Genomic DNA, 18,245 nt, shown 5'->3' with positions numbered 1-18,245 from the left:
ATTTACATTATAAAAGAAAATAGGACGGATGTAACGGAGTTTTCTAAAGATATACAAATCACCTTCTCTATGAATTGATAATAGAGAAAAAGTACCCTTTATGGTAGAATTTTATTGGAGCTGATAGATATCATGTCTCTCGGCGCATTGATTCAGAGTGAAAAAGGAAATTAACGCATGCTAAAAAAATTGAAAATGCTTTATCGGCTGTTGAAATTCGGAAAAGGCTTATGGAGATAGCAAACAGAAAAAACCGTCCTTACAAGGACGGTTTTTTCTGTTTCCGGATTGTCCGGCTGAGGTTATAAAAAGCAGACCCCGGGGTAAAAACCATGCATAAGAAACAGCGGAGAACAAAACATAACTCAATAACGGCAAGTCATAAGGAGGTACGCATGTTTTCATTCATCATTCATGTCTTCATTTCACTGTTTGCAGTCTCCAATCCCATCGGAAACGTGCCGATTTTTCTTTCACTGACGGAAGGGTACTCGGAGAAAGAACGGACAGCGATCGCGCGCAAGGCTTCCGTGCTGTCGTTTATCATCTTGGCGGCTTTTTTAATCTTCGGCCATCTGATCTTTAAACTGTTTGACATTAACATTCATGCCTTACGTATCGCGGGCGGCATTTTTATTTTCGGCATCGCTTATAATCTTCTGAACGCGAAGAAATCTCATGTACAGTCTCTCCATCATGAAGAGAAAGGGGAGAGCAAGGAGAAAGCCGATATATCTGTGACGCCTTTGTCGATTCCGATTATCGCCGGACCCGGTACGATCGCGACGGTGATGAGTCTGTCGGCCGGCCATGGCGGCATCTTCCATTACATCAGCGTGCTTATCGGCATTGCGGCCGTCATCGCGATGACGTTCATCTTCTTTCACTATTCATCTTTCATCAGCAATAAGCTCGGGAAAACCGAAATGAACGTCATTACCCGGCTGATGGGGCTGATTTTGGCGGTGGTGGCCATCGGCATGATCGGCGCCGGTCTGAAAGGCATGTTCCCGATATTGGTTTCCTGACTTAAAAAAGCAGCGCCCGGTTATCTTCGGGTGCTGCTTTTTTCTATTTTCGGCACATGCTGAAACACTTCTTCACTCTCAAAAAATTCTATCAAACGGCTCAGCCAGTCATAATAATGGAGCCAATCCGTCAGTTCATCCAAAAGCTGACGGGCTTTTTCTTCAATATCGGGACTGAGATTTTCCGATTCCAGAAGCTCAGTCAGCTCGCGGTTCAGCTTTTTATAGAGCATTTTGTTTTTGCTGACCGCCTTTGTCCAATTTGCCGTAAACAGGGAGATAAACGTCTGGTAATAATCACGCTCAACGTCGTAAAGGTCTTTCCGAACGCCTTTTTCAAACACTTTTTCAGCCAGATTGGCATCGGTCATTTCGCGGACCACCTGGCTCATCCTCGTTTTGCTCATCCCGGTCGCCTCTGACAGCTCATTTAACGTCATCGGCTTGCGGTTCATATAAATAATACCGAGCACACGTCCCAGTGTGGCCGGCATTCCGAATGTATGCATATTCTCGGCGATTCTCTCAATGAGATGCTCTTCAGCATGCCCGATGATATCAAGAGCGTTTTTTTCCACGGCTGATCATCCCTTCACTGGCTTTTCATGCTGACAATATATCATATTTTTTACAGTTGATGAAAAAGATGATGCGGCAGGATATGCGAGCTATCGGGAGCGATTGTAAGAACATCCGCATTGTCAGCGGGATAACATGAAAAAATACGTATATTGTATATAATTTCAACACATTGTAAACTTTTTATTTTACAAATTTCATCTTATAATAAAGATTATACTTTTCAGAAAAATAACGGAACCCTTCGGAGGTGCGCGGATTGCTGAGATTAGAAAATGTATCGAAAGTCTATAAAGGCGGAAAAAAAGCTGTCAACAGCATTGATTTAAATATCGAAAAAGGCGAGTTTATTTGTTTTATCGGGCCGAGCGGCTGCGGAAAAACGACGACGATGAAAATGATTAACAGACTGATTGAGCCGTCATCCGGAAAGATTTTTATCGATGGCGAAAACATTATGGAGCAGGACCCGGTGGAGCTGAGACGGAAAATCGGCTACGTCATTCAGCAGATCGGACTTTTCCCTCATATGACCATTCAGCAGAACATTTCCCTCGTGCCGAAACTGCTGAAATGGCCGGAACAAAAGCGGAAGGAACGGGCGCGGGAGCTTTTGAAGCTCGTCGATATGGGCCCGGAATATTTAGACCGCTATCCTCACGAGCTGAGCGGGGGACAGCAGCAGAGAATCGGCGTGCTGCGCGCCCTTGCAGCGGAACCTCCCCTTATTCTCATGGATGAACCGTTCGGAGCGCTTGACCCGATTACGCGGGATTCCCTTCAGGAAGAATTCAAAAAACTGCAAAGAACATTGAATAAAACGATTGTGTTTGTAACCCACGATATGGATGAAGCCATTAAGCTGGCTGACCGGATCGTCATTTTAAAAGCGGGAGAGATCGTTCAGGCCGGCACTCCTGATGACATCCTCAGGAATCCGGCTAATGAGTTTGTTGAAGAATTTATCGGCAAAGAACGGTTATTGCAATCAAGACCGGATATTGAACGCGTCGAGCAGATGATGAACAAAAAACCTGTCACCGTTACGGCGGACAAAACGCTTTCGCAGGCGATACAGGTGATGCGGGAACACCGTGTCGATTCCCTGCTTGTCGTTGATGACCTGAATGTGCTCCAAGGATATGTGGATGTCGAAATCATTGATCAGAACCGGAAAAAAGCGAGCCTCGTCGGCGACGTGCTCCGCTCTGATCTGTATACGGTCGAGCAGGGGACACTGCTGCGCGATACCGTACGCAAAATTTTAAAGCGCGGAATGAAATATGTACCCGTCGTTGATGAACAAAGGCATTTAGTCGGAATTGTCACGAGAGCGAGCCTTGTCGACATCGTTTACGATTCAATCTGGGGCGAGGAAGACCAGCTGGTGACAGGCTGACAAGGGGAGGAACGCTTACAATGAATGAAATGATTAAGTTTTTGCAGACGAACGGCGGAGAACTGTTATATAAAACGTGGGAGCATTTATACATTTCGATCATCGCCGTCATATTAGGCATTGTCGTCGCCGTTCCGCTCGGAGTGGCGCTGACGAGAATGAAAAAGGGCGCAGGCGCCGTCATCGGCGCCGTCAACATTGTGCAGACCTTGCCGAGTCTCGCGATACTGGCGTTTTTTATCCCGCTGTTAGGCGTGGGAAAGGTGCCCGCGATCGTCGCGCTGTTTTTCTATTCGGTGCTGCCGATTCTCCGGAACACGTATACCGGCATTCAAGGCGTAAACAAAAATCTGCTGGAATCGGGAAAAGGCATCGGCATGACGGTCTGGGAGCAGATCAGGCTTGTGGAACTGCCGCTTGCGGTTCCGGTGATCATGGCGGGCATCCGCACATCCACCATTTATCTGATCGGCTGGGCGACGCTTGCTTCCTTTATCGGGGGCGGCGGGCTCGGAGACTATATTTTTATCGGCCTGAATCTCTATCAGCCTGAATATATTATCGGCGGCGCCGTGCCGGTCACCATTTTAGCCATTATCATTGATTATCTGCTGGCGGCGACGGAACGGAAGGTGACGCCGAAAGGGCTGAAAGGACTGAAGGAAGTATCATAAGGAGTTGGCTGTTGTGAAAAGAAACCAAAAGAGATGGATGTGCGGACTGGCGCTGTCAGCTGCTCTGCTTCTAGGCGGCTGTTCCCTTCCCGGCCTGAGCGGGGCTTCCGATGATACGATTAAAATCGGGGCGCAAAGCATGACGGAATCAGAAATTATCGCCAATATGCTCGCACAGATGATTGAACACAATACAGACTTGAATACGGCATTAATTAAAAACCTCGGATCGAACTATGTCCAGCAGCAGGCGATGCTCGGCGGTGAAATCGATATCGCCGCGACGCGCTACTCGGGAACGGATTTAACGAGCACTCTCGGCATGGAAGCGGAAAAAGACCCGAAAAAAGCATTATCCATCGTACAGAAAGAATTTGAGAAACGCTTCCATTACAAATGGTTTGATTCTTACGGATTTGAGAACACATACGCTTTTACCGTCACGAAAGAGCTTGCGGAAAAAGACCATTTAGACAAAGTGTCCGATATTAAGAAGCATGCGGATCAATTTAAGCTCGGTGTAGACAATGCGTGGCTGAAAAGAAAAGGTGACGGCTATAAAGGCTTTACCGACACGTACGGTTTTGAATTCGGCACAACCTATCCGATGCAGATCGGACTTGTATACGATGCCGTGAAAAACGGGAAAATGGACGCCGTCCTCGCTTATTCAACGGACGGACGGATTAAAGCGTACGATCTGAAAATTTTAAAAGACGACAAGCAATTTTTCCCGCCGTATGACTGTTCGCCGGTCATTCCCGACAGCGTGCTGAAGCAGCATCCTGAACTGAAGGGCATTGTGAATAAACTGATCGGCAAAATCGATACGGAAACGATGCAGGAATTGAATTACGAGGTGGATGGCAAGCTGAAAGAACCGTCCGTCGTCGCTAAAGAATTTTTGGAGAAACATCATTATTTTGAATAAGAAATGAGGTGGGGCAAATGGAAGTGCTGCAGCAGCTCGGCACTTATTATTCTCAAAACGGCGCCTATGTGCTTCAGGAGTTTTACCGCCATTTTCTCATGTCGGTATACGGCGTTTTATTTGCGGCGATCGTCGGTGTCCCGCTCGGCATCTTCATTGCCAGGCACAGAACATTAAGCGGCTGGGTATTCGCGGTGACAAACGTGATTCAGACCGTGCCGGCGCTTGCGATGCTTGCGGTGCTGATGCTCGTCATGGGGCTCGGCGCCAATACGGTGATATTGTCGCTGTTTTTATATTCGCTTCTTCCGATCATCCGGAATACGTACACGGGAATCGCCAGTATTGAACACGCTTATCTTGAATCGGGAAAAGCGATGGGCATGACCAAATTTCAGGTGCTCCGCATGGTGGAGCTGCCGCTTGCGCTTTCCGTCATCATGGCGGGGCTGCGGACGGCGCTCGTCATCGCGATCGGCATTACGGCAATCGGTACGTTTGTCGGCGCGGGCGGGCTCGGTGACATCATTGTCAGGGGCTCAAACGCCACGAACGGAACCGCGATTATTTTGGCCGGCGCCATTCCGACAGCGCTGATGGCCGTTATCGCAGATCTTGTGATGGCATGGCTGGAGCGGGCGCTGAGTCCGGTGAGAAAGAAAAAACGAACCAAAGCGCCGAATGCGGCATGAAAAAAACGCCTTGCGGGTGGGACTGACCCCATAAGATGAGACAAATAAAAACACCTTCAAGTTTGAATACGGATGATTGTTATCCGAAATTAGACTTGGAGGTGTTTTTTCTATGGGGACAAGAGTGAGTTATCCGGTTGAAGTGAAACAGAAGGCTGTAGAAATGAGATTGGCAGGCGTACCTATGAAAGAGATCCTGCAGGAATTGAATATAAAGAATAAGACGCAGGTGCAGACATGGGTCAGGTGGTATAAAGCTGGGGACACACATCGATTCGAACAACCTGTCGGAAAGCAATATTCTTATGGAAAAGGTCCGGAGTATTCTTCCGATTTAGAGAAACTGCAGGCAGAGATTCGTTACCTGAGACAACAGAATGAAGTTTTAAAAAAGTACAACGAATTGGAAAGGAAGTTGATAGCGAAACGTCAGTCGAACTTGTAGAAATATTGCACAGCACAATGACCGTACAGGATATCTGTATTCATTTAGGTATCTCTCGAGCGTCTTATTATCGTTGGAAGAAGAATGTGATGAAGGATCATCCCAAGCGCCATTTGGAAAAACAAATCGGCACGTTGTGCCGAGAGCACAAGTATCGATATGGATATCGAAAAATCACAGCCATACTAAAAAAGAGAATGTGTATTAACCATAAAACGGTTCAACGTATTATGCAGAAAAATCAATGGCAGTGCCGGGTTAAGGTGAAAAAGCGCAAGAAGGATGGGCAGCCATATGCCGTGGTCGATAATATATTGGATCGGAACTTTCAGTCTGATCGTCCTCTTGAAAAACTAGTAACGGACATCACATATTTGCCTTATGGACAGAAACAATTGTACCTTTCCAGTATATTAGATTTATACAATGGAGAAGTGATTGCTTTTACTATTGGGGATAAGCAGGACACAGCCTTTGTCTTAGACACACTTGATCAGCTGCCCGTACTGCCAGAGAACTGCGTGTTACATAGTGACCAAGGTTCTGTTTATACATCTTATGAGTATCAGAAAGCTGTTAAAACAAAAGGCATTACCATGAGCATGTCCCGTAAAGGGACACCCGCTGATAATGCCTCCATCGAATCGTTTCATTCCTCACTAAAGTCTGAAACGTTCTACCTCGACAGGTTGGAAAGCACTACGACGACCATCGTAGAGCAAACTGTCGAAACCTATATATACTATTATAACAACATTCGTATTCAAACGAAACTAAACAACCAGCCGCCGGTCACATACCGACAGCTGGCTGCTTAAAGGTGTTTTGATCCCTGTCTCAAAAACGGGGGTCAGTCCCGGTCAGGGCGTTTTTTTCTTATGGCTTCGGAACATGCTTGAAAATTTCTTCGCTTTCAAAAAACTCGATCAGACGGCTGATCCAGTTGTAGTAATCAAGCCAATCCTTTAATTCTTTCAGCAGTTCGTTGATTTTTTCCTCAGCTTCTTCCGGCACGCCGTTTTCAAGGACGGCTGTCAGTTCGCGGTTCAGCTTTTTATGCATCATTTTATTTTTGCTGACGACCTTGCTCCATGTGGCCGTAAACAGCGTAATAAAGGTTTGGTAATAATCCTGCTCGACGTCGTATAAATCTTTGCGGACGCCTTTTTCAAACACTTTTTCCGCCAGATTGACGTCAAGCATTTCACGGACCGCCTGGCTCATTCTCGTCTTGCTCATGCCGGTCGCTTCTGATAATTCAGTTAAGGTCATCGGCTTGCGGTTCATATAAATAATGCCTAAAATGCGCCCCACCGTCGCCGGCATTCCGAATGTATGCATATTTTCAGCGATTCGTTCTATCAAATGATCTTCAGCTTGTTCGATTACGTGTAACGGATCTTTCTCCAACAGTTTCAATCCTTTCAGTCAGCAATTCCGATGTCAATATACCACATTTTTAAACCGGCGGAAATGCTCTTCCGAGAGAATTTGGCAGTAATCCGGAGCAATAAGAAGAACTTTGCCGGTCAATACGGGTTAATCAGTGCTTACACAACCTTTATATATAATATGGACAAATTGTAAACTTTTTAATTTACAAAGTTTAATTTATAATGGAAAACGTTCAATTGTCTGAAAAGTTAAATTTGAATTTAACGAATTGAATAAACTTAATCGTGGAGGTGTGAGTGTTTGCTGACATTAGAAAATGTCTCGAAAATGTATAAAGGCGGGAAAAAAGCCGTCAACAGCATCAACCTGAATATCGCCAAAGGCGAATTTATTTGTTTTATCGGGCCGAGCGGCTGCGGCAAAACGACGACGATGAAAATGATCAACCGCTTAATTGAACCGACAGAAGGCAGAATCCTGATAGAAGGCCGAAACATTATGGAACAAGACCCGGTGGAACTCAGAAGAAGCATCGGCTATGTCATCCAGCAGATCGGGCTGTTTCCGCATATGACCATTCAGCAGAACATTACGCTCGTTCCGAAGCTTTTAAAGCATCCTGCCGAAAAACGGAAGGAACGGGCGCGGGAGCTTTTAAAGCTCGTTGATATGGGGCCTGAATATTTAGACCGTTACCCTCATGAACTGAGCGGAGGACAGCAGCAGCGAATAGGTGTATTACGGGCACTTGCCGCAGAGCCGCCGCTCATCTTAATGGATGAACCGTTCGGGGCGCTTGACCCGATTACGAGAGATTCCCTTCAGGAAGAATTTAAAAAACTGCAAAAAACCTTACATAAAACCATCGTATTTGTTACCCATGATATGGACGAAGCCATCAAGCTTGCGGACAGAATCGTCATTCTGAAAGCGGGAGAAATCGTCCAGGCCGGAACGCCTGATGAGATTCTCAGATTTCCGGCGAATGAATTTGTTGAGGAGTTTATCGGCAAGGAACGGCTGATCCAATCATCCAGCCCTGATATTGAACGGGTGGAGCAGATCATGAATCCCGATCCCGTGACGGTAACACCTGAGAAAACACTGTCAGCCGCCATTCAGCTGATGCGTGCCGAGCGGGTGGATTCGCTGCTCGTCATTGATGAAAAGAACGTTCTCCAAGGTTATGTCGATGTGGAGATGATTGACCGCAAACGAAGACAAGCGGTAACCGTCGCGGAAGTGCTTGACCGGGATCTGTACACGGTCAGAAGCGGCACTCTGCTCCGCGACGCCGTCCATAAAATTTTAAAAAGAGGCATGAAATTTGTGCCGGTCCTTGATGAAGCCGGCCGGCTAACGGGAATCGTGACAAGGGCAAGCCTCGTTGACATCGTCTATGACTCCATCTGGGGAGAAGAGAATCAGCTCGCGGTGATGTCATGAGGAGGCTTCAATTGATATGAATCAGACCGTGCAATTTTTACAGGCAAATGGAGGAGAGATGCTTTATAAAACATGGGAGCATCTGTACATCTCATTAATCGCCGTCATGGCGGGCATTCTCGCCGCCGTTCCGCTCGGCGTCCTGCTGACGAGGATGAAAAGAGGAGCCGGCGCCGTCATCGGCATCGTCAACATCATTCAAACCTTGCCGAGCCTTGCCATTCTTGCGTTTTTTATTCCGCTTTTAGGCGTAGGAAAGATCCCGGCCGTTGCGGCGCTGTTTTTCTATTCGATGCTGCCGATTCTCAGAAACACGTATACGGGGATTCTCGGCGTCAATCGGCATCTTTTGGAATCGGGAAAAGGAATCGGCATGACGGCATGGGAGCAGATCAGGCTTGTAGAGCTCCCGCTTGCCGCTCCGGTCATCATGGCGGGCATCAGGACGTCTTCGATTTATTTAATCGGCTGGGCGACGCTCGCCTCCTTTATCGGCGGAGGCGGGCTGGGAGATTACATTTTTATCGGCTTAAACCTTTATCAGCCGGAGTATATTATCGCAGGCGCCGTTCCGGTCACAGTGCTGGCGGCAGCCGTCGATTACATGCTGGGGATGACAGAACGGAAAGTCACGCCTGACGGGCTGAAAAGCATAAAGGACGCTTCATAAGGAGGAGGTCTCTCATGGGGAATAGATGCAAAAAACGGCTGCTCGCAATCGCCTGTATCGGCATGCTGCTCCTTGGCGGCTGTTCGCTCCCGGGATTGAGCGCCGCGTCGGAGGATACCATCAAAATCGGTGCGCAAAGCATGACCGAATCAGAAATCATCGCGAGCATGCTCGGACAGATGATCGAACATCATAGCGGGTTGAAGACAACGGTTATTAAAAATCTCGGCTCCAATGCCGTACAGCAGCAATCCTTGATAAACGGTGATATTGATATCGCCGCGACGCGCTATACAGGAGACGCGCTGACCGGGACGCTTCGCATGGAGCCGGAAAAAGACCCGGACAAAGCGCTGCGGCTCGTTCAGCGTGAATTTCAAAACAGATATGACATGAAATGGTTTGATTCTTACGGCTTTGATAATACATACGTCTTTACCGTTTCCGGACAGCTTGCCCGCAAGTACCATTTAGAATCGGTATCCGATGTCAAAAAAGAAGCGTCTCATCTGAAATTCGGCGTCGATAACTATTGGATGAAGCTGAGAGGCAACGGATATCAGGATTTTATGAACACATACGGAATGTCATTTGAAGGCACGTATCCGATGCAGATCGGCCTTGTTTACGACGCGCTGAAAAGCAGAAAGATGGATATCGCGCTCGCTTATTCCACCGACGGAAGAATCATCGCTTACGGACTGAAAACGTTGAAGGATGATAAGCGGTTCTTTCCTCCGTATGACTGTTCACCCGTTGTTCCGGATCAAGTATTAAAAGAGCATCCCGAACTGGAGGGCGTGATCAATAAAATGATCGGCGCGATTGATACAAAGATGATGCAGAAAATGAATTACGAAGTTGACGGCCGATTAAAAGAGCCGTCCGTCGTGGCCAAGGAATATTTAGAAAAACATCATTACTTTGAATAACGGAAAGGAGATGTGCGGATGGACACGATGAAGGAGCTGTTTACGTATTATGCTCAAAACGGCAGTTATGTTCTGTATGAGTGCTGGCGGCACTTTCTCATGTCGGCGTACGGCGTCGTTTTCGCCGCCATTCTCGCCATTCCGGCCGGAATTGTGACAGCAAGGCACGGGCGTCTCGCCGGCTGGGTGTTTGCTGTGGCGAACGTGATTCAAACCGTTCCGGCGCTTGCGATGCTCGCCGTCCTGATGCTCGTCATGGGACTCGGCGCCAATACGGTCATCACGGCTTTGTTTTTGTATTCACTGCTGCCGATTCTCAGAAATACGCACACGGGCATTATCAATATCGAGCACGCTTATCTCGAGTCGGGAAAAGCGATGGGCATGACGAAATACCAAATCCTTCGTATGGTGGAGCTGCCGCTTGCGCTTTCCGTCATTATGGCGGGTCTCCGAACGGCGCTCGTCATTGCGATCGGCATCACGGCGATCGGCACCTTCGTCGGGGCGGGCGGCCTCGGCGATATGATCGTCAGAGGGTCGAACGCGACAAACGGAACCGCCATTATTTTGGCGGGCGCCATCCCGACCGCGCTGATGGCGGTAGCCGCAGACCTGCTGATGGCGTGGCTGGAACGAGCCCTCAGCCCGGTGAAAAAACAAAAAAGAAAGCTGATCGTACGCTCAGCCTCATGAAAAAAGCATTCTTCCGCGTGAAGGATGCTTTTTTTTGATTTCTTGATTAAATTTTGATAACTGCGCTGTAAAGTCTTACTTATCAAATAACAAAGCAGAGGGGTAATCAAATGAGCAACATCATAGAAACGAGACAGCTGCAAAAATCATTCGGCAGACAACAGGCAGTGGCTGATGTGTCTCTATCAGTAAAACGCAACAGTATATACGGCCTGCTCGGTCCGAACGGCGCGGGAAAATCAACGACACTTAAAATATTGACCGGCATGCTGCAGCAAACATCCGGCGAGGTTCTGTTCGACGGACATACATGGAAGCGCGAAGATTTGAAAAGCATCGGTTCCCTGATTGAAGCGCCGCCGCTTTACAGCAACCTGACAGCCGCTGAAAATCTGAAAGTCCGCTGCGTGATGCTCGGACTGCCTGATTCAAGAATTGCGGAAGTCCTGGAAATCACGGGATTAACGGGAACTGGAAAAAAGCGCGCCGGACAATTTTCTATGGGAATGAAGCAGCGTCTCGGCATTGCGTTAGCATTATTAAACCGTCCGTCGCTCTTAATTCTTGATGAGCCGACAAACGGATTGGACCCGATGGGGATTCAGGATTTGCGGGAATTTATCCGCTCCCTGCCCGGACAGGGAATGACGGTGATTTTATCAAGCCACCTGTTATCAGAAGTCGAGCAGATCGCAGACCATATCGGAATCATCAGTGACGGCGTTTTAGGATATCAGGGAGAAATCAGCCGGGAAGACGATCTGGAGCGGCTGTTTCTGGAGGTTGTCAAATCAACACGGGAGAAAGCGGGGACTGGGAAATGATTCAGTACATGCAGGCGGAACATCTTACATCTAAAAGAACATTTATCAGAAAGCTGATCATTCTGATCCCGCTTCTGAACACGGCTTTTTCTTTTCTGCTGAATGCCGCCTATTTTATGACGGGCACGTTCAATTGGTGGGCGGTTATTTTCATGCCGCTCATGATTGCTCTAATGTGCGGTTTATCTGTTAAAAAAGAGAAAAAATCAGCGAATGACCGCGCGGTGTACTCATTGCCGGCAGACTTGAAGAGCATTTGGTGTTCAAAAATAAGCTTGATCGCGCTGTATTCACTCCTGTCGCAAATCGTCTTTTTAGTCATCGTGTTTTTGCTTGGCCTTGTGTTTCCGGCAATTGCTGCGGTTCAGCTGAAAGGTATTGAAGCAAGCTCCCTTTTGTGGCTGACGACGCTTTGGGAAATCCCATTGTGCTTATGGATTGCCAGACAGTTCGGATTTACGGCAGTCATTCTCGCGAATATGATCGCCGCTTTTGTTTTGGGTATTGTGCCGGCGTCCGGTTCATTGTGGTGGCTGAGTCCGTGGAGCTGGTCAGTCCGAATGATGTCACCGATTCTTGGGATCCACCCGAACGGAATTCCGCTTCCCGCAAACAGCGGCTTATTAAACGGAAACGTGATCATTCCGGCTATTATTCTTTCTATTCTTTCTTTTATCGCAATAAGTTTTGTTTCCGCAGTGTCATTTTCAAAAGGAGGAAACCGGTCATGACCGTGCTTTTACGATATATGTGGGCCGATGTATTAAAAATGAAGCGCACGCCGCTCATATGGATGCATGCTGCGGCGCCGGTTTTATGCGCGGGATTTTTCCTGTTATATATGTATGGAAGGGTTCAGGAGTCTTATATGCTGTACAGCGTCTTTTTCAGCGCGATTGCCGTTTTATACCCTCTGATCATCAGTATTGTCTGCGGCATGTCAGCCTCTGTCGAGGAACAGGCGGGCCATTTTCAGATGATGCTGGCGGTTCCGCATTCTAAAATCGTCAGTTTTGCGGGCAAGCTGCTTCTGCTGCTCCTATTGAATGTGTTATCGGCAGGTCTCGCCATCTGTCTTTATTTGGCGGGGTTGAAATTTGTTCTTCACATCAATGATCTCCCGTATCTTCTCTTTTTAAAAGGAGGGGCGTGGCTGATTGCCGGCAGTATTCCGCTTTATATGATGTCTTTTTTTGTCGGCATAAAGTACGGCATGGGACCGTCCGGGCTTTTAGGGGGTGCGGGATTATTAATGGCGGCGCTCATGAATACGGGACTTGGCGATACCATCTGGCGTTTTTTCCCGTGGGCATGGAGCGTACGGCTTTCAGGCCTTGCAGGACTGCTGCATTTTGACAAAGTCAAAAAAGAGTTCCTCCCTTATGTAAGATACGATATGAGATTCGGAGAAATAATGTTATATTTTTCTATAGTGATATTATGTCTGGCCGGCCTCTATTGGTGCAGAAGATGGGAAGGGCGGCGTTCATATGAATAAAGGCAAGGAGCGATTCGGCCGGTGGCAAACATTTTAGCAATTGATGATGAAAAAGATATTCTCGTTCTGATCAGAAACATTTTACAGCGTGATCAGCATACAGTAACGATTCTGGAAAAAGCGGAGGATCAGTCATTGGATTTATTTCAAGGCTATGATTTGATTCTTCTTGATGTCATGATGCCCGGAACGGACGGGATTGAACTCTGCCGGCGGATTCGGCCGCTGGTGGACAGCCCGATCCTGTTTTTAACGGCAAAGTCTGACGAAGAATCCATTGTGAAAGGCCTCATGACAGGCGCTGATGATTACATCACAAAGCCGTTCGGCGTACAGGAATTGATGGCAAGGGTAAACGCGCATGTCAGAAGGGAACGGCGGGAAAAGCATCAGACGAAACGGCTGATATCAGGCTTCATGTTTGATTTTGACAATAAAGAAGTATGGATGGATGACCGGAAACTGCCTCTTACGAAAAACGAATATAAAATCGTTGAATGTCTGGCACAGCATAAAAACAGAACATTCTCACGGGAGCAGATTTACGAGGAAGTGTACGGCTTGGACGGCGATGCGCTCTATTCAACCATTACGGAGTTTATCAGAACCATCCGGAAAAAATGTAAAGAACACGGGGCTGATCCGATCAAAACGGTGTGGGGTGTCGGATACAAATGGGAATAGCAAAAGGAAAATCCAGCATCCGCAAAGAGCTTGTCAAATTTACGATCACACTGTGTCTGAGCACGATGGGGGTGGCGGCATTATGTGTCGCCTTAAATGCCATTGCTATGAATGCCGGAGCGATCCTGCCCGCAAACTACAGCGAGCATGAGGCGGAACAGATCAAACCCCGCCTGAAATCAGCGGAAAAGATAACAGAAGACATGATCCCCGCAGGTATGACATACGCCGTTTTTGATAAAAAAACAAAGCGGATGACAAAAGGAACGATGACGGAACAAGATGCGGCCAACGCGAGAAAAAAGATTCAGCATCAGCCGTATTTTAATTATGCTCAAAAAGGATTCATGGTGATAAATCGGAAAGATGAATACGGCGTTCTCCAATATTCACTCAGGTCGGAATTTCAGTCGCCGCTGTTAAGGCGCTATCTGCCGAATTATGAATGGACGGGTCTTACGATTCTGATCACTTTGCTTCTTTTGACCGTTTTTATTGTGACGACGCGTTTCGCCAATCAGCTGAGACGGCATTTCAGCACACTCAGCTCCATTACGGCAAGCATTCAAAAACAGAATTTAAATATCAATCCAAAAAGGTCGCGTATAAAAGAATTTGACGATGTCATTGACTCTCTGCTGAAAATGAAAGACGCGCTTCAGGCATCTCTGGCGGCGCAATGGGAGGCGGAGCGGATAAAGAAAGAACAAATCGGCGCGCTTGCGCATGATATTAAAATTCCGGCAACGATCATTAAAGGAAATGCCGAACTGCTTCAGTTAACAGAGCCTGATGAGGAGCAGGCGGAATATGCGCAGTATATTCTGGATGCCGGAAACAAAATCGAGCATTATGTCGGACAGCTGATCCAGCTTTCTAAAGCGGAGGAGGCAGTTGCCGTTCATGTGGAATATACCGACCTCAAAGAGTGGATTCAAAACATATATCGTGACGCGGCGGCGCTTGCGGGGCCGAAACAGATTGATCTCGTCCTCAGCGAACGGGGAATTGACAGAAAAGAAGCGCCGATCGATCATGAGCTGCTCCACAGGGCGGTCATGAATATCGCGGCAAATGCCGTCGACTATACGCCGGAAGGAGGGGAAATCCGTGTGGACGTCCTGTGCACCGATTCCGCCCTCCATCTCGCCGTATCCGACAGCGGAAGCGGGTTCTCGCCGGAAGCGCTGAAAAGAGCGACACAGCTTTTTTACACGGAGGATAAAAGCAGACATTCGGCGGGGCATCACGGCATGGGGCTTACATTCGCCCATCATGTCGTACATCTTCACCACGGCGAATTAATACTTGAAAATCAGGAGTCTGGAGGAGCCCGGGCGGAGATTCGAATTCCGCTGGAAGGCGTCAGACAAAAACAAGCCCTGCACGCCTGAGGGCTTGTTTTTCTGTTTAAGAAAAGCAAAAATAAAAACGGCTGTCCGTTTGAGAGATCAGCCGCTTATGCGGAAAAGAGTTTATCAGGAAGGATCAATCCATGTTGAAGACCACTTGGAAATTTCCTCTAAAATAGGGGCTAATGCGCAGCCTTTTTCCGTTAAAGAATACTCAATGCGGACAGGCGTTTCGGGGATAACATCCCGTTTGATGACACCTTCTGTTTCAAGTTCTTTCAGACGTTCTGACAAGACTCTTCCGCTTAAATTCGGAAGCGCCGCTTCAATTTCGCTAAATCGCTGCTGTCCGTTCAATAACTGAAAGACGATTAGAGCCACCCAGCGTTTACTTAGGATGTCGACCGCTTTTTCGAATCTGGGGCACATTTCTGATTGGTTCATGCTTTTTCACCTCGTCTTCTGCTATTATACCGCAAAATCGGAGGGAACGTACGTCTGGCGCTTGTTAAGTTGAGGAGAGGATCAAAAAGAGGATGAGGAATCCGGGGAGCGCTTTTTCGCTTCAGCCGCGATAAAATCAAAGTATTTGCTGACGCTTTCAATATCTTCTTTTGTGAAGTGCTGCCACTTTTTGCTGTCAAACAGCGGCAGATGCTCCGCGCCTCTGTCAACGGCGGTCTGATAGATGGCGCAGATGGATTGATAGCTTTCGGAGGTTTCGCGGATTTCTTCCTGAAATGCCTTGATGTGTCCGGCCCGCGCCATTAACTCCTCGTACGGAATTTTTAATGTGTCCGCCAATTTTCGGATGGTCGCGGGTTTAGGAATGCCGCGGTGCCCGTTTTCAATTCTGGAAATGGTCGCCGAGCTGACGCCGGAATAGACGGCAAGCTGATTGACGGTAAGCTTCCGGGCGCGGCGCAGCTCTCTTAATTGCTTTCCGAATGTGTTCAATAAGATCGCCTCACATGTGCAAAGTCATGAGTCTTCATTTGTTCTTTTTTTGGCTTCAGCCGATAAGAACGCAAAGTATTTATCAAGCAGAACCAAGTCTTCTTTCGACAGGTGCCGCCAGTTCTCCCGCTCCAATAGGGATAAATCATGCAGCTCATACGTTTCGGCTTTTTCCAGCAAGGTGCAGCCCGTGTCGTATGAGGCTCTCGTTTCCTGAACGGTCTCTATGTATCCCGCCGTCTGCATCAGTTCCTCATACGGGATTTTTAACGCATCTGCGAGCTTTTTAATGGTTGCAGGTTTCGGCACCCCGCGTTTGCCGTTTTCAATCCGCGAGATTCCCGCGGCGCTGACGCCTGAATACGTTGCCAGCTGGTTCACTGTCAGATGCCTTTTTTCCCGCAATATCCGCAATTGTTTCCCGAAGCTTTCCACAGTCTCTCCCCCTCCCGCGGTCTATTTATATTCTAGTATGTTTATTGACTAAAGGGAATAGCCAGGCTGGAAAAGTATTGACAAAAGTTAACAAAAGCCGTATCTTATGTATAAGAAAGAAAGTATTTGACAGAACGGAAGGTGAAGAAAGTGGTCGAAAAGATACAGATCAGAAGAGATTATGTGCTGCAGTATATGGTCAATAATGACTACTCGTTAAACCAGCTCGCCCTGGAGATCGGAATATCTCCCGCCACACTGAGCCGTGTACTGAATGGAGAGCGGAGGCCGGGCCAGCTGGTCATCGGAAAAATGCTCTATTACTTTGACATGAAATTTGAAGATCTTTTTTACTACGACTTTGTTGACAAAAGTCAATGATGATGGAAGATTCAAACGCATTTCCGTTTTTCTGACATGATGTGCACCGATACGGCGTGACATGCCTTTGTTTTTCATGTAAAATAGAAGCAATGTAGGCCAGTCAGTCTGGAGGTGTATGGGATGCACACATTATTGATTACCTTATTGGTCATCGTCAGTATTGCACTTATTATTGTCGTATTGCTTCAAACCAGCAAAAGCGCCGGTTTATCGGGTGCAATTTCAGGCGGGGCGGAGCAGCTTTTCGGAAAACAGAAAGCAAGGGGCCTTGATCTGATTCTTCACCGCACAACCGTTGTGCTGGCAGTCTTGTTTTTCGTGTTGACGATTTCGCTGGCGTATATCGTATAAGGCAATGTTTGTATAAGGTCTGATTTAATATCAGGCCTTTTTCTTGTTGAGAGACGGCGTTTGTTTCTCGCAAAACTGTGGAAAACTAAATTGAATGTGCAAAAAAGGGGTTATGAGCATGAAAATTGTGACACCAAAACCATTTACATTTAAAGGCGGAGACAAAGCGGTGCTTCTGCTGCACGGATTTACGGGAAATACGGCAGACGTCAGAATGCTCGGCCGCTACTTGAATGAGCGCGGCTACACTTGTCACGCGCCTCAATATAAAGGGCACGGCGTTCCGCCGGAAGAGCTGGTACATACAGGGCCTGAAGATTGGTGGAAAGACGTCATGGACGGTTATGAATATTTACGGTCTGAAGGCTATGAAAACATTGCGGCCTGCGGACTGTCGCTTGGCGGGGTTTTTTCATTGAAATTGGGTTACACTGTACCCATAAAGGGAATTGTTCCTATGTGTGCGCCGATGCACATTAAAAGTGAAGAGGTTATGTACGAAGGAGTTCTCTCCTACGCGCGCAATTATAAAAAATTCGAAGGAAAACAGCCGGAGCAGATTGAAAAGGAAATGAAGGAGTTTGAAAAAACACCGATGAATACGCTCAAATCGCTTCAGGAGCTGATTGCCGATGTGCGCAAAAACGTCGACATGATCTATTCCCCGACATTTGTGGTTCAGGCACGGCATGACCATATGATTAATACAGAAAGTGCGAACATCATTTACAACGAGGTGGAAACGGACGACAAACAGCTGAAATGGTATGAAGAATCAGGTCATGTCATTACGCTCGATAAAGAACGGGACCTCGTTCATCAGGATGTGTACGAATTTTTAGAGAAACTCGATTGGTAACAAACAGGAGGTCG

At 47.4% G+C, this 18,245-nt stretch carries 23 protein-coding genes; 18 read left to right on the top strand and 5 right to left on the bottom strand.

All coding sequences use genetic code 11. The features are described 5' to 3' along the window. Positions 1-395: 395 nt before the first annotated feature. A complete protein-coding gene (locus tag JNUCC21_RS17815; protein ID WP_007409973.1) occupies positions 396-1,028 on the top strand; it encodes an NAAT family transporter in 633 nt (210 codons plus the stop codon). 20 nt (positions 1,029-1,048) lie between these two features. On the opposite strand, the gene JNUCC21_RS17810 is transcribed toward JNUCC21_RS17815, so the two are convergent. After that, a complete protein-coding gene (locus JNUCC21_RS17810) occupies positions 1,049-1,606 on the bottom strand; it encodes a GbsR/MarR family transcriptional regulator (protein WP_014418904.1) in 558 nt (185 codons plus the stop codon). 260 nt (positions 1,607-1,866) lie between these two features. Between JNUCC21_RS17810 and opuCA the strand changes: the two genes are divergently transcribed. From opuCA to JNUCC21_RS17785, 5 genes are all read left to right on the top strand, one after another. Then, positions 1,867-3,006 carry an osmoprotectant ABC transporter ATP-binding protein OpuCA gene (gene opuCA, locus JNUCC21_RS17805; RefSeq protein WP_003151651.1) on the top strand — a complete coding sequence of 380 codons (1,140 nt, stop codon included), beginning with the start codon at positions 1,867-1,869 and terminating at the stop codon, positions 3,004-3,006. Positions 3,007-3,026: 20 nt separating this feature from the next. After that, positions 3,027-3,680, top strand: a complete 654-nt coding sequence (locus JNUCC21_RS17800; RefSeq protein WP_003151654.1) for an ABC transporter permease — start codon at positions 3,027-3,029, stop codon at positions 3,678-3,680. Positions 3,681-3,717: 37 nt separating this feature from the next. Then, positions 3,718-4,611, top strand: coding sequence for an osmoprotectant ABC transporter substrate-binding lipoprotein OpuCC (gene opuCC, locus JNUCC21_RS17795; RefSeq protein ID WP_369878838.1), 894 nt, complete (start codon positions 3,718-3,720; stop codon positions 4,609-4,611). Positions 4,612-4,628: 17 nt separating this feature from the next. Next, complete coding sequence (opuCD, locus tag JNUCC21_RS17790; protein WP_012118473.1) at positions 4,629-5,303, top strand: glycine betaine/carnitine/choline/choline sulfate ABC transporter permease OpuCD; 675 nt, start codon at positions 4,629-4,631, stop codon at positions 5,301-5,303. 112 nt (positions 5,304-5,415) lie between these two features. Beyond that, positions 5,416-6,566, top strand: a protein-coding gene (locus tag JNUCC21_RS17785; RefSeq protein ID WP_369878370.1) for an IS3 family transposase whose coding sequence is annotated in 2 segments (ribosomal slippage) — positions 5,416-5,689 and positions 5,689-6,566 — 1,152 coding nt in all. Because the reading frame shifts where the segments join, the coding sequence is not laid out codon by codon here. Between the two features lie 58 nt (positions 6,567-6,624). On the opposite strand, the gene JNUCC21_RS17780 is transcribed toward JNUCC21_RS17785, so the two are convergent. Next, a complete protein-coding gene (locus JNUCC21_RS17780) occupies positions 6,625-7,158 on the bottom strand; it encodes a GbsR/MarR family transcriptional regulator (protein ID WP_003151660.1) in 534 nt (177 codons plus the stop codon). Between the two features lie 285 nt (positions 7,159-7,443). Between JNUCC21_RS17780 and JNUCC21_RS17775 the strand changes: the two genes are divergently transcribed. From JNUCC21_RS17775 to JNUCC21_RS17735, 9 genes are all read left to right on the top strand, one after another. Beyond that, entirely contained in the window at positions 7,444-8,589 is a 1,146-nt protein-coding gene (locus tag JNUCC21_RS17775; RefSeq protein WP_031378328.1) for a betaine/proline/choline family ABC transporter ATP-binding protein, read from the top strand. 16 nt (positions 8,590-8,605) lie between these two features. After that, positions 8,606-9,259: an ABC transporter permease gene (locus JNUCC21_RS17770; protein ID WP_007409977.1), complete on the top strand. Its 654-nt coding sequence runs from the start codon at positions 8,606-8,608 to the stop codon at positions 9,257-9,259. Positions 9,260-9,273: 14 nt separating this feature from the next. Next, positions 9,274-10,191, top strand: coding sequence for an osmoprotectant ABC transporter substrate-binding protein (locus JNUCC21_RS17765; protein ID WP_015240602.1), 918 nt, complete (start codon positions 9,274-9,276; stop codon positions 10,189-10,191). 18 nt (positions 10,192-10,209) lie between these two features. Next, a complete protein-coding gene (locus tag JNUCC21_RS17760) occupies positions 10,210-10,887 on the top strand; it encodes an ABC transporter permease (protein ID WP_040238875.1) in 678 nt (225 codons plus the stop codon). A gap of 110 nt (positions 10,888-10,997) precedes the next feature. Beyond that, positions 10,998-11,711, top strand: a complete 714-nt coding sequence (locus JNUCC21_RS17755) for a lantibiotic protection ABC transporter ATP-binding protein (protein ID WP_003151665.1) — start codon at positions 10,998-11,000, stop codon at positions 11,709-11,711. Continuing rightward, entirely contained in the window at positions 11,708-12,442 is a 735-nt protein-coding gene (locus JNUCC21_RS17750; RefSeq protein WP_369878379.1) for a lantibiotic immunity ABC transporter MutE/EpiE family permease subunit, read from the top strand. The genes JNUCC21_RS17755 and JNUCC21_RS17750 overlap by 4 nt, the downstream gene beginning before the upstream one ends. Further along, complete coding sequence (locus JNUCC21_RS17745) at positions 12,439-13,209, top strand: lantibiotic immunity ABC transporter MutG family permease subunit (RefSeq protein WP_369878378.1); 771 nt, start codon at positions 12,439-12,441, stop codon at positions 13,207-13,209. The genes JNUCC21_RS17750 and JNUCC21_RS17745 overlap by 4 nt, the downstream gene beginning before the upstream one ends. 21 nt (positions 13,210-13,230) lie before the next feature. Further along, positions 13,231-13,893, top strand: coding sequence for a response regulator transcription factor (locus JNUCC21_RS17740; RefSeq protein ID WP_369878377.1), 663 nt, complete (start codon positions 13,231-13,233; stop codon positions 13,891-13,893). After that, the gene (locus JNUCC21_RS17735; protein ID WP_020956352.1) at positions 13,884-15,287 is read left to right on the top strand and encodes a HAMP domain-containing sensor histidine kinase; all 1,404 of its coding nucleotides are present in this window, start codon (positions 13,884-13,886) and stop codon (positions 15,285-15,287) included. The genes JNUCC21_RS17740 and JNUCC21_RS17735 overlap by 10 nt, the downstream gene beginning before the upstream one ends. Positions 15,288-15,371: 84 nt before the next feature. Here the strand turns inward: JNUCC21_RS17735 and JNUCC21_RS17730 are convergent, their stop codons facing one another. From JNUCC21_RS17730 to JNUCC21_RS17720, 3 genes are all read right to left on the bottom strand, one after another. Beyond that, positions 15,372-15,689: a winged helix-turn-helix transcriptional regulator gene (locus JNUCC21_RS17730; RefSeq protein ID WP_003151672.1), complete on the bottom strand. Its 318-nt coding sequence runs from the start codon at positions 15,687-15,689 to the stop codon at positions 15,372-15,374. Between the two features lie 81 nt (positions 15,690-15,770). Continuing rightward, the gene (locus JNUCC21_RS17725) at positions 15,771-16,202 is read right to left on the bottom strand and encodes a helix-turn-helix domain-containing protein (RefSeq protein ID WP_003151674.1); all 432 of its coding nucleotides are present in this window, start codon (positions 16,200-16,202) and stop codon (positions 15,771-15,773) included. Positions 16,203-16,226: 24 nt separating this feature from the next. Next, positions 16,227-16,637, bottom strand: coding sequence for a helix-turn-helix domain-containing protein (locus JNUCC21_RS17720; protein ID WP_369878376.1), 411 nt, complete (start codon positions 16,635-16,637; stop codon positions 16,227-16,229). 195 nt (positions 16,638-16,832) lie between these two features. On the opposite strand from JNUCC21_RS17720, the gene JNUCC21_RS17715 reads away from it, so the two are divergent. From JNUCC21_RS17715 to JNUCC21_RS17705, 3 genes are all read left to right on the top strand, one after another. Beyond that, positions 16,833-17,018: a helix-turn-helix transcriptional regulator gene (locus tag JNUCC21_RS17715; RefSeq protein WP_087920807.1), complete on the top strand. Its 186-nt coding sequence runs from the start codon at positions 16,833-16,835 to the stop codon at positions 17,016-17,018. Positions 17,019-17,141: 123 nt separating this feature from the next. Next, positions 17,142-17,372: a preprotein translocase subunit SecG gene (gene secG, locus JNUCC21_RS17710; protein WP_003151681.1), complete on the top strand. Its 231-nt coding sequence runs from the start codon at positions 17,142-17,144 to the stop codon at positions 17,370-17,372. A 118-nt stretch (positions 17,373-17,490) separates the two neighbouring features. Then, complete coding sequence (locus JNUCC21_RS17705) at positions 17,491-18,231, top strand: carboxylesterase (RefSeq protein WP_007409986.1); 741 nt, start codon at positions 17,491-17,493, stop codon at positions 18,229-18,231. Positions 18,232-18,245 lie beyond the last annotated feature (14 nt).

This window comes from Bacillus sp. JNUCC-21 (assembly GCF_041222765.1).
In the GTDB taxonomy this organism is placed as follows: domain Bacteria; phylum Bacillota; class Bacilli; order Bacillales; family Bacillaceae; genus Bacillus; species Bacillus velezensis.
This window is presented reverse-complemented; position numbering and strand designations above follow the sequence as displayed.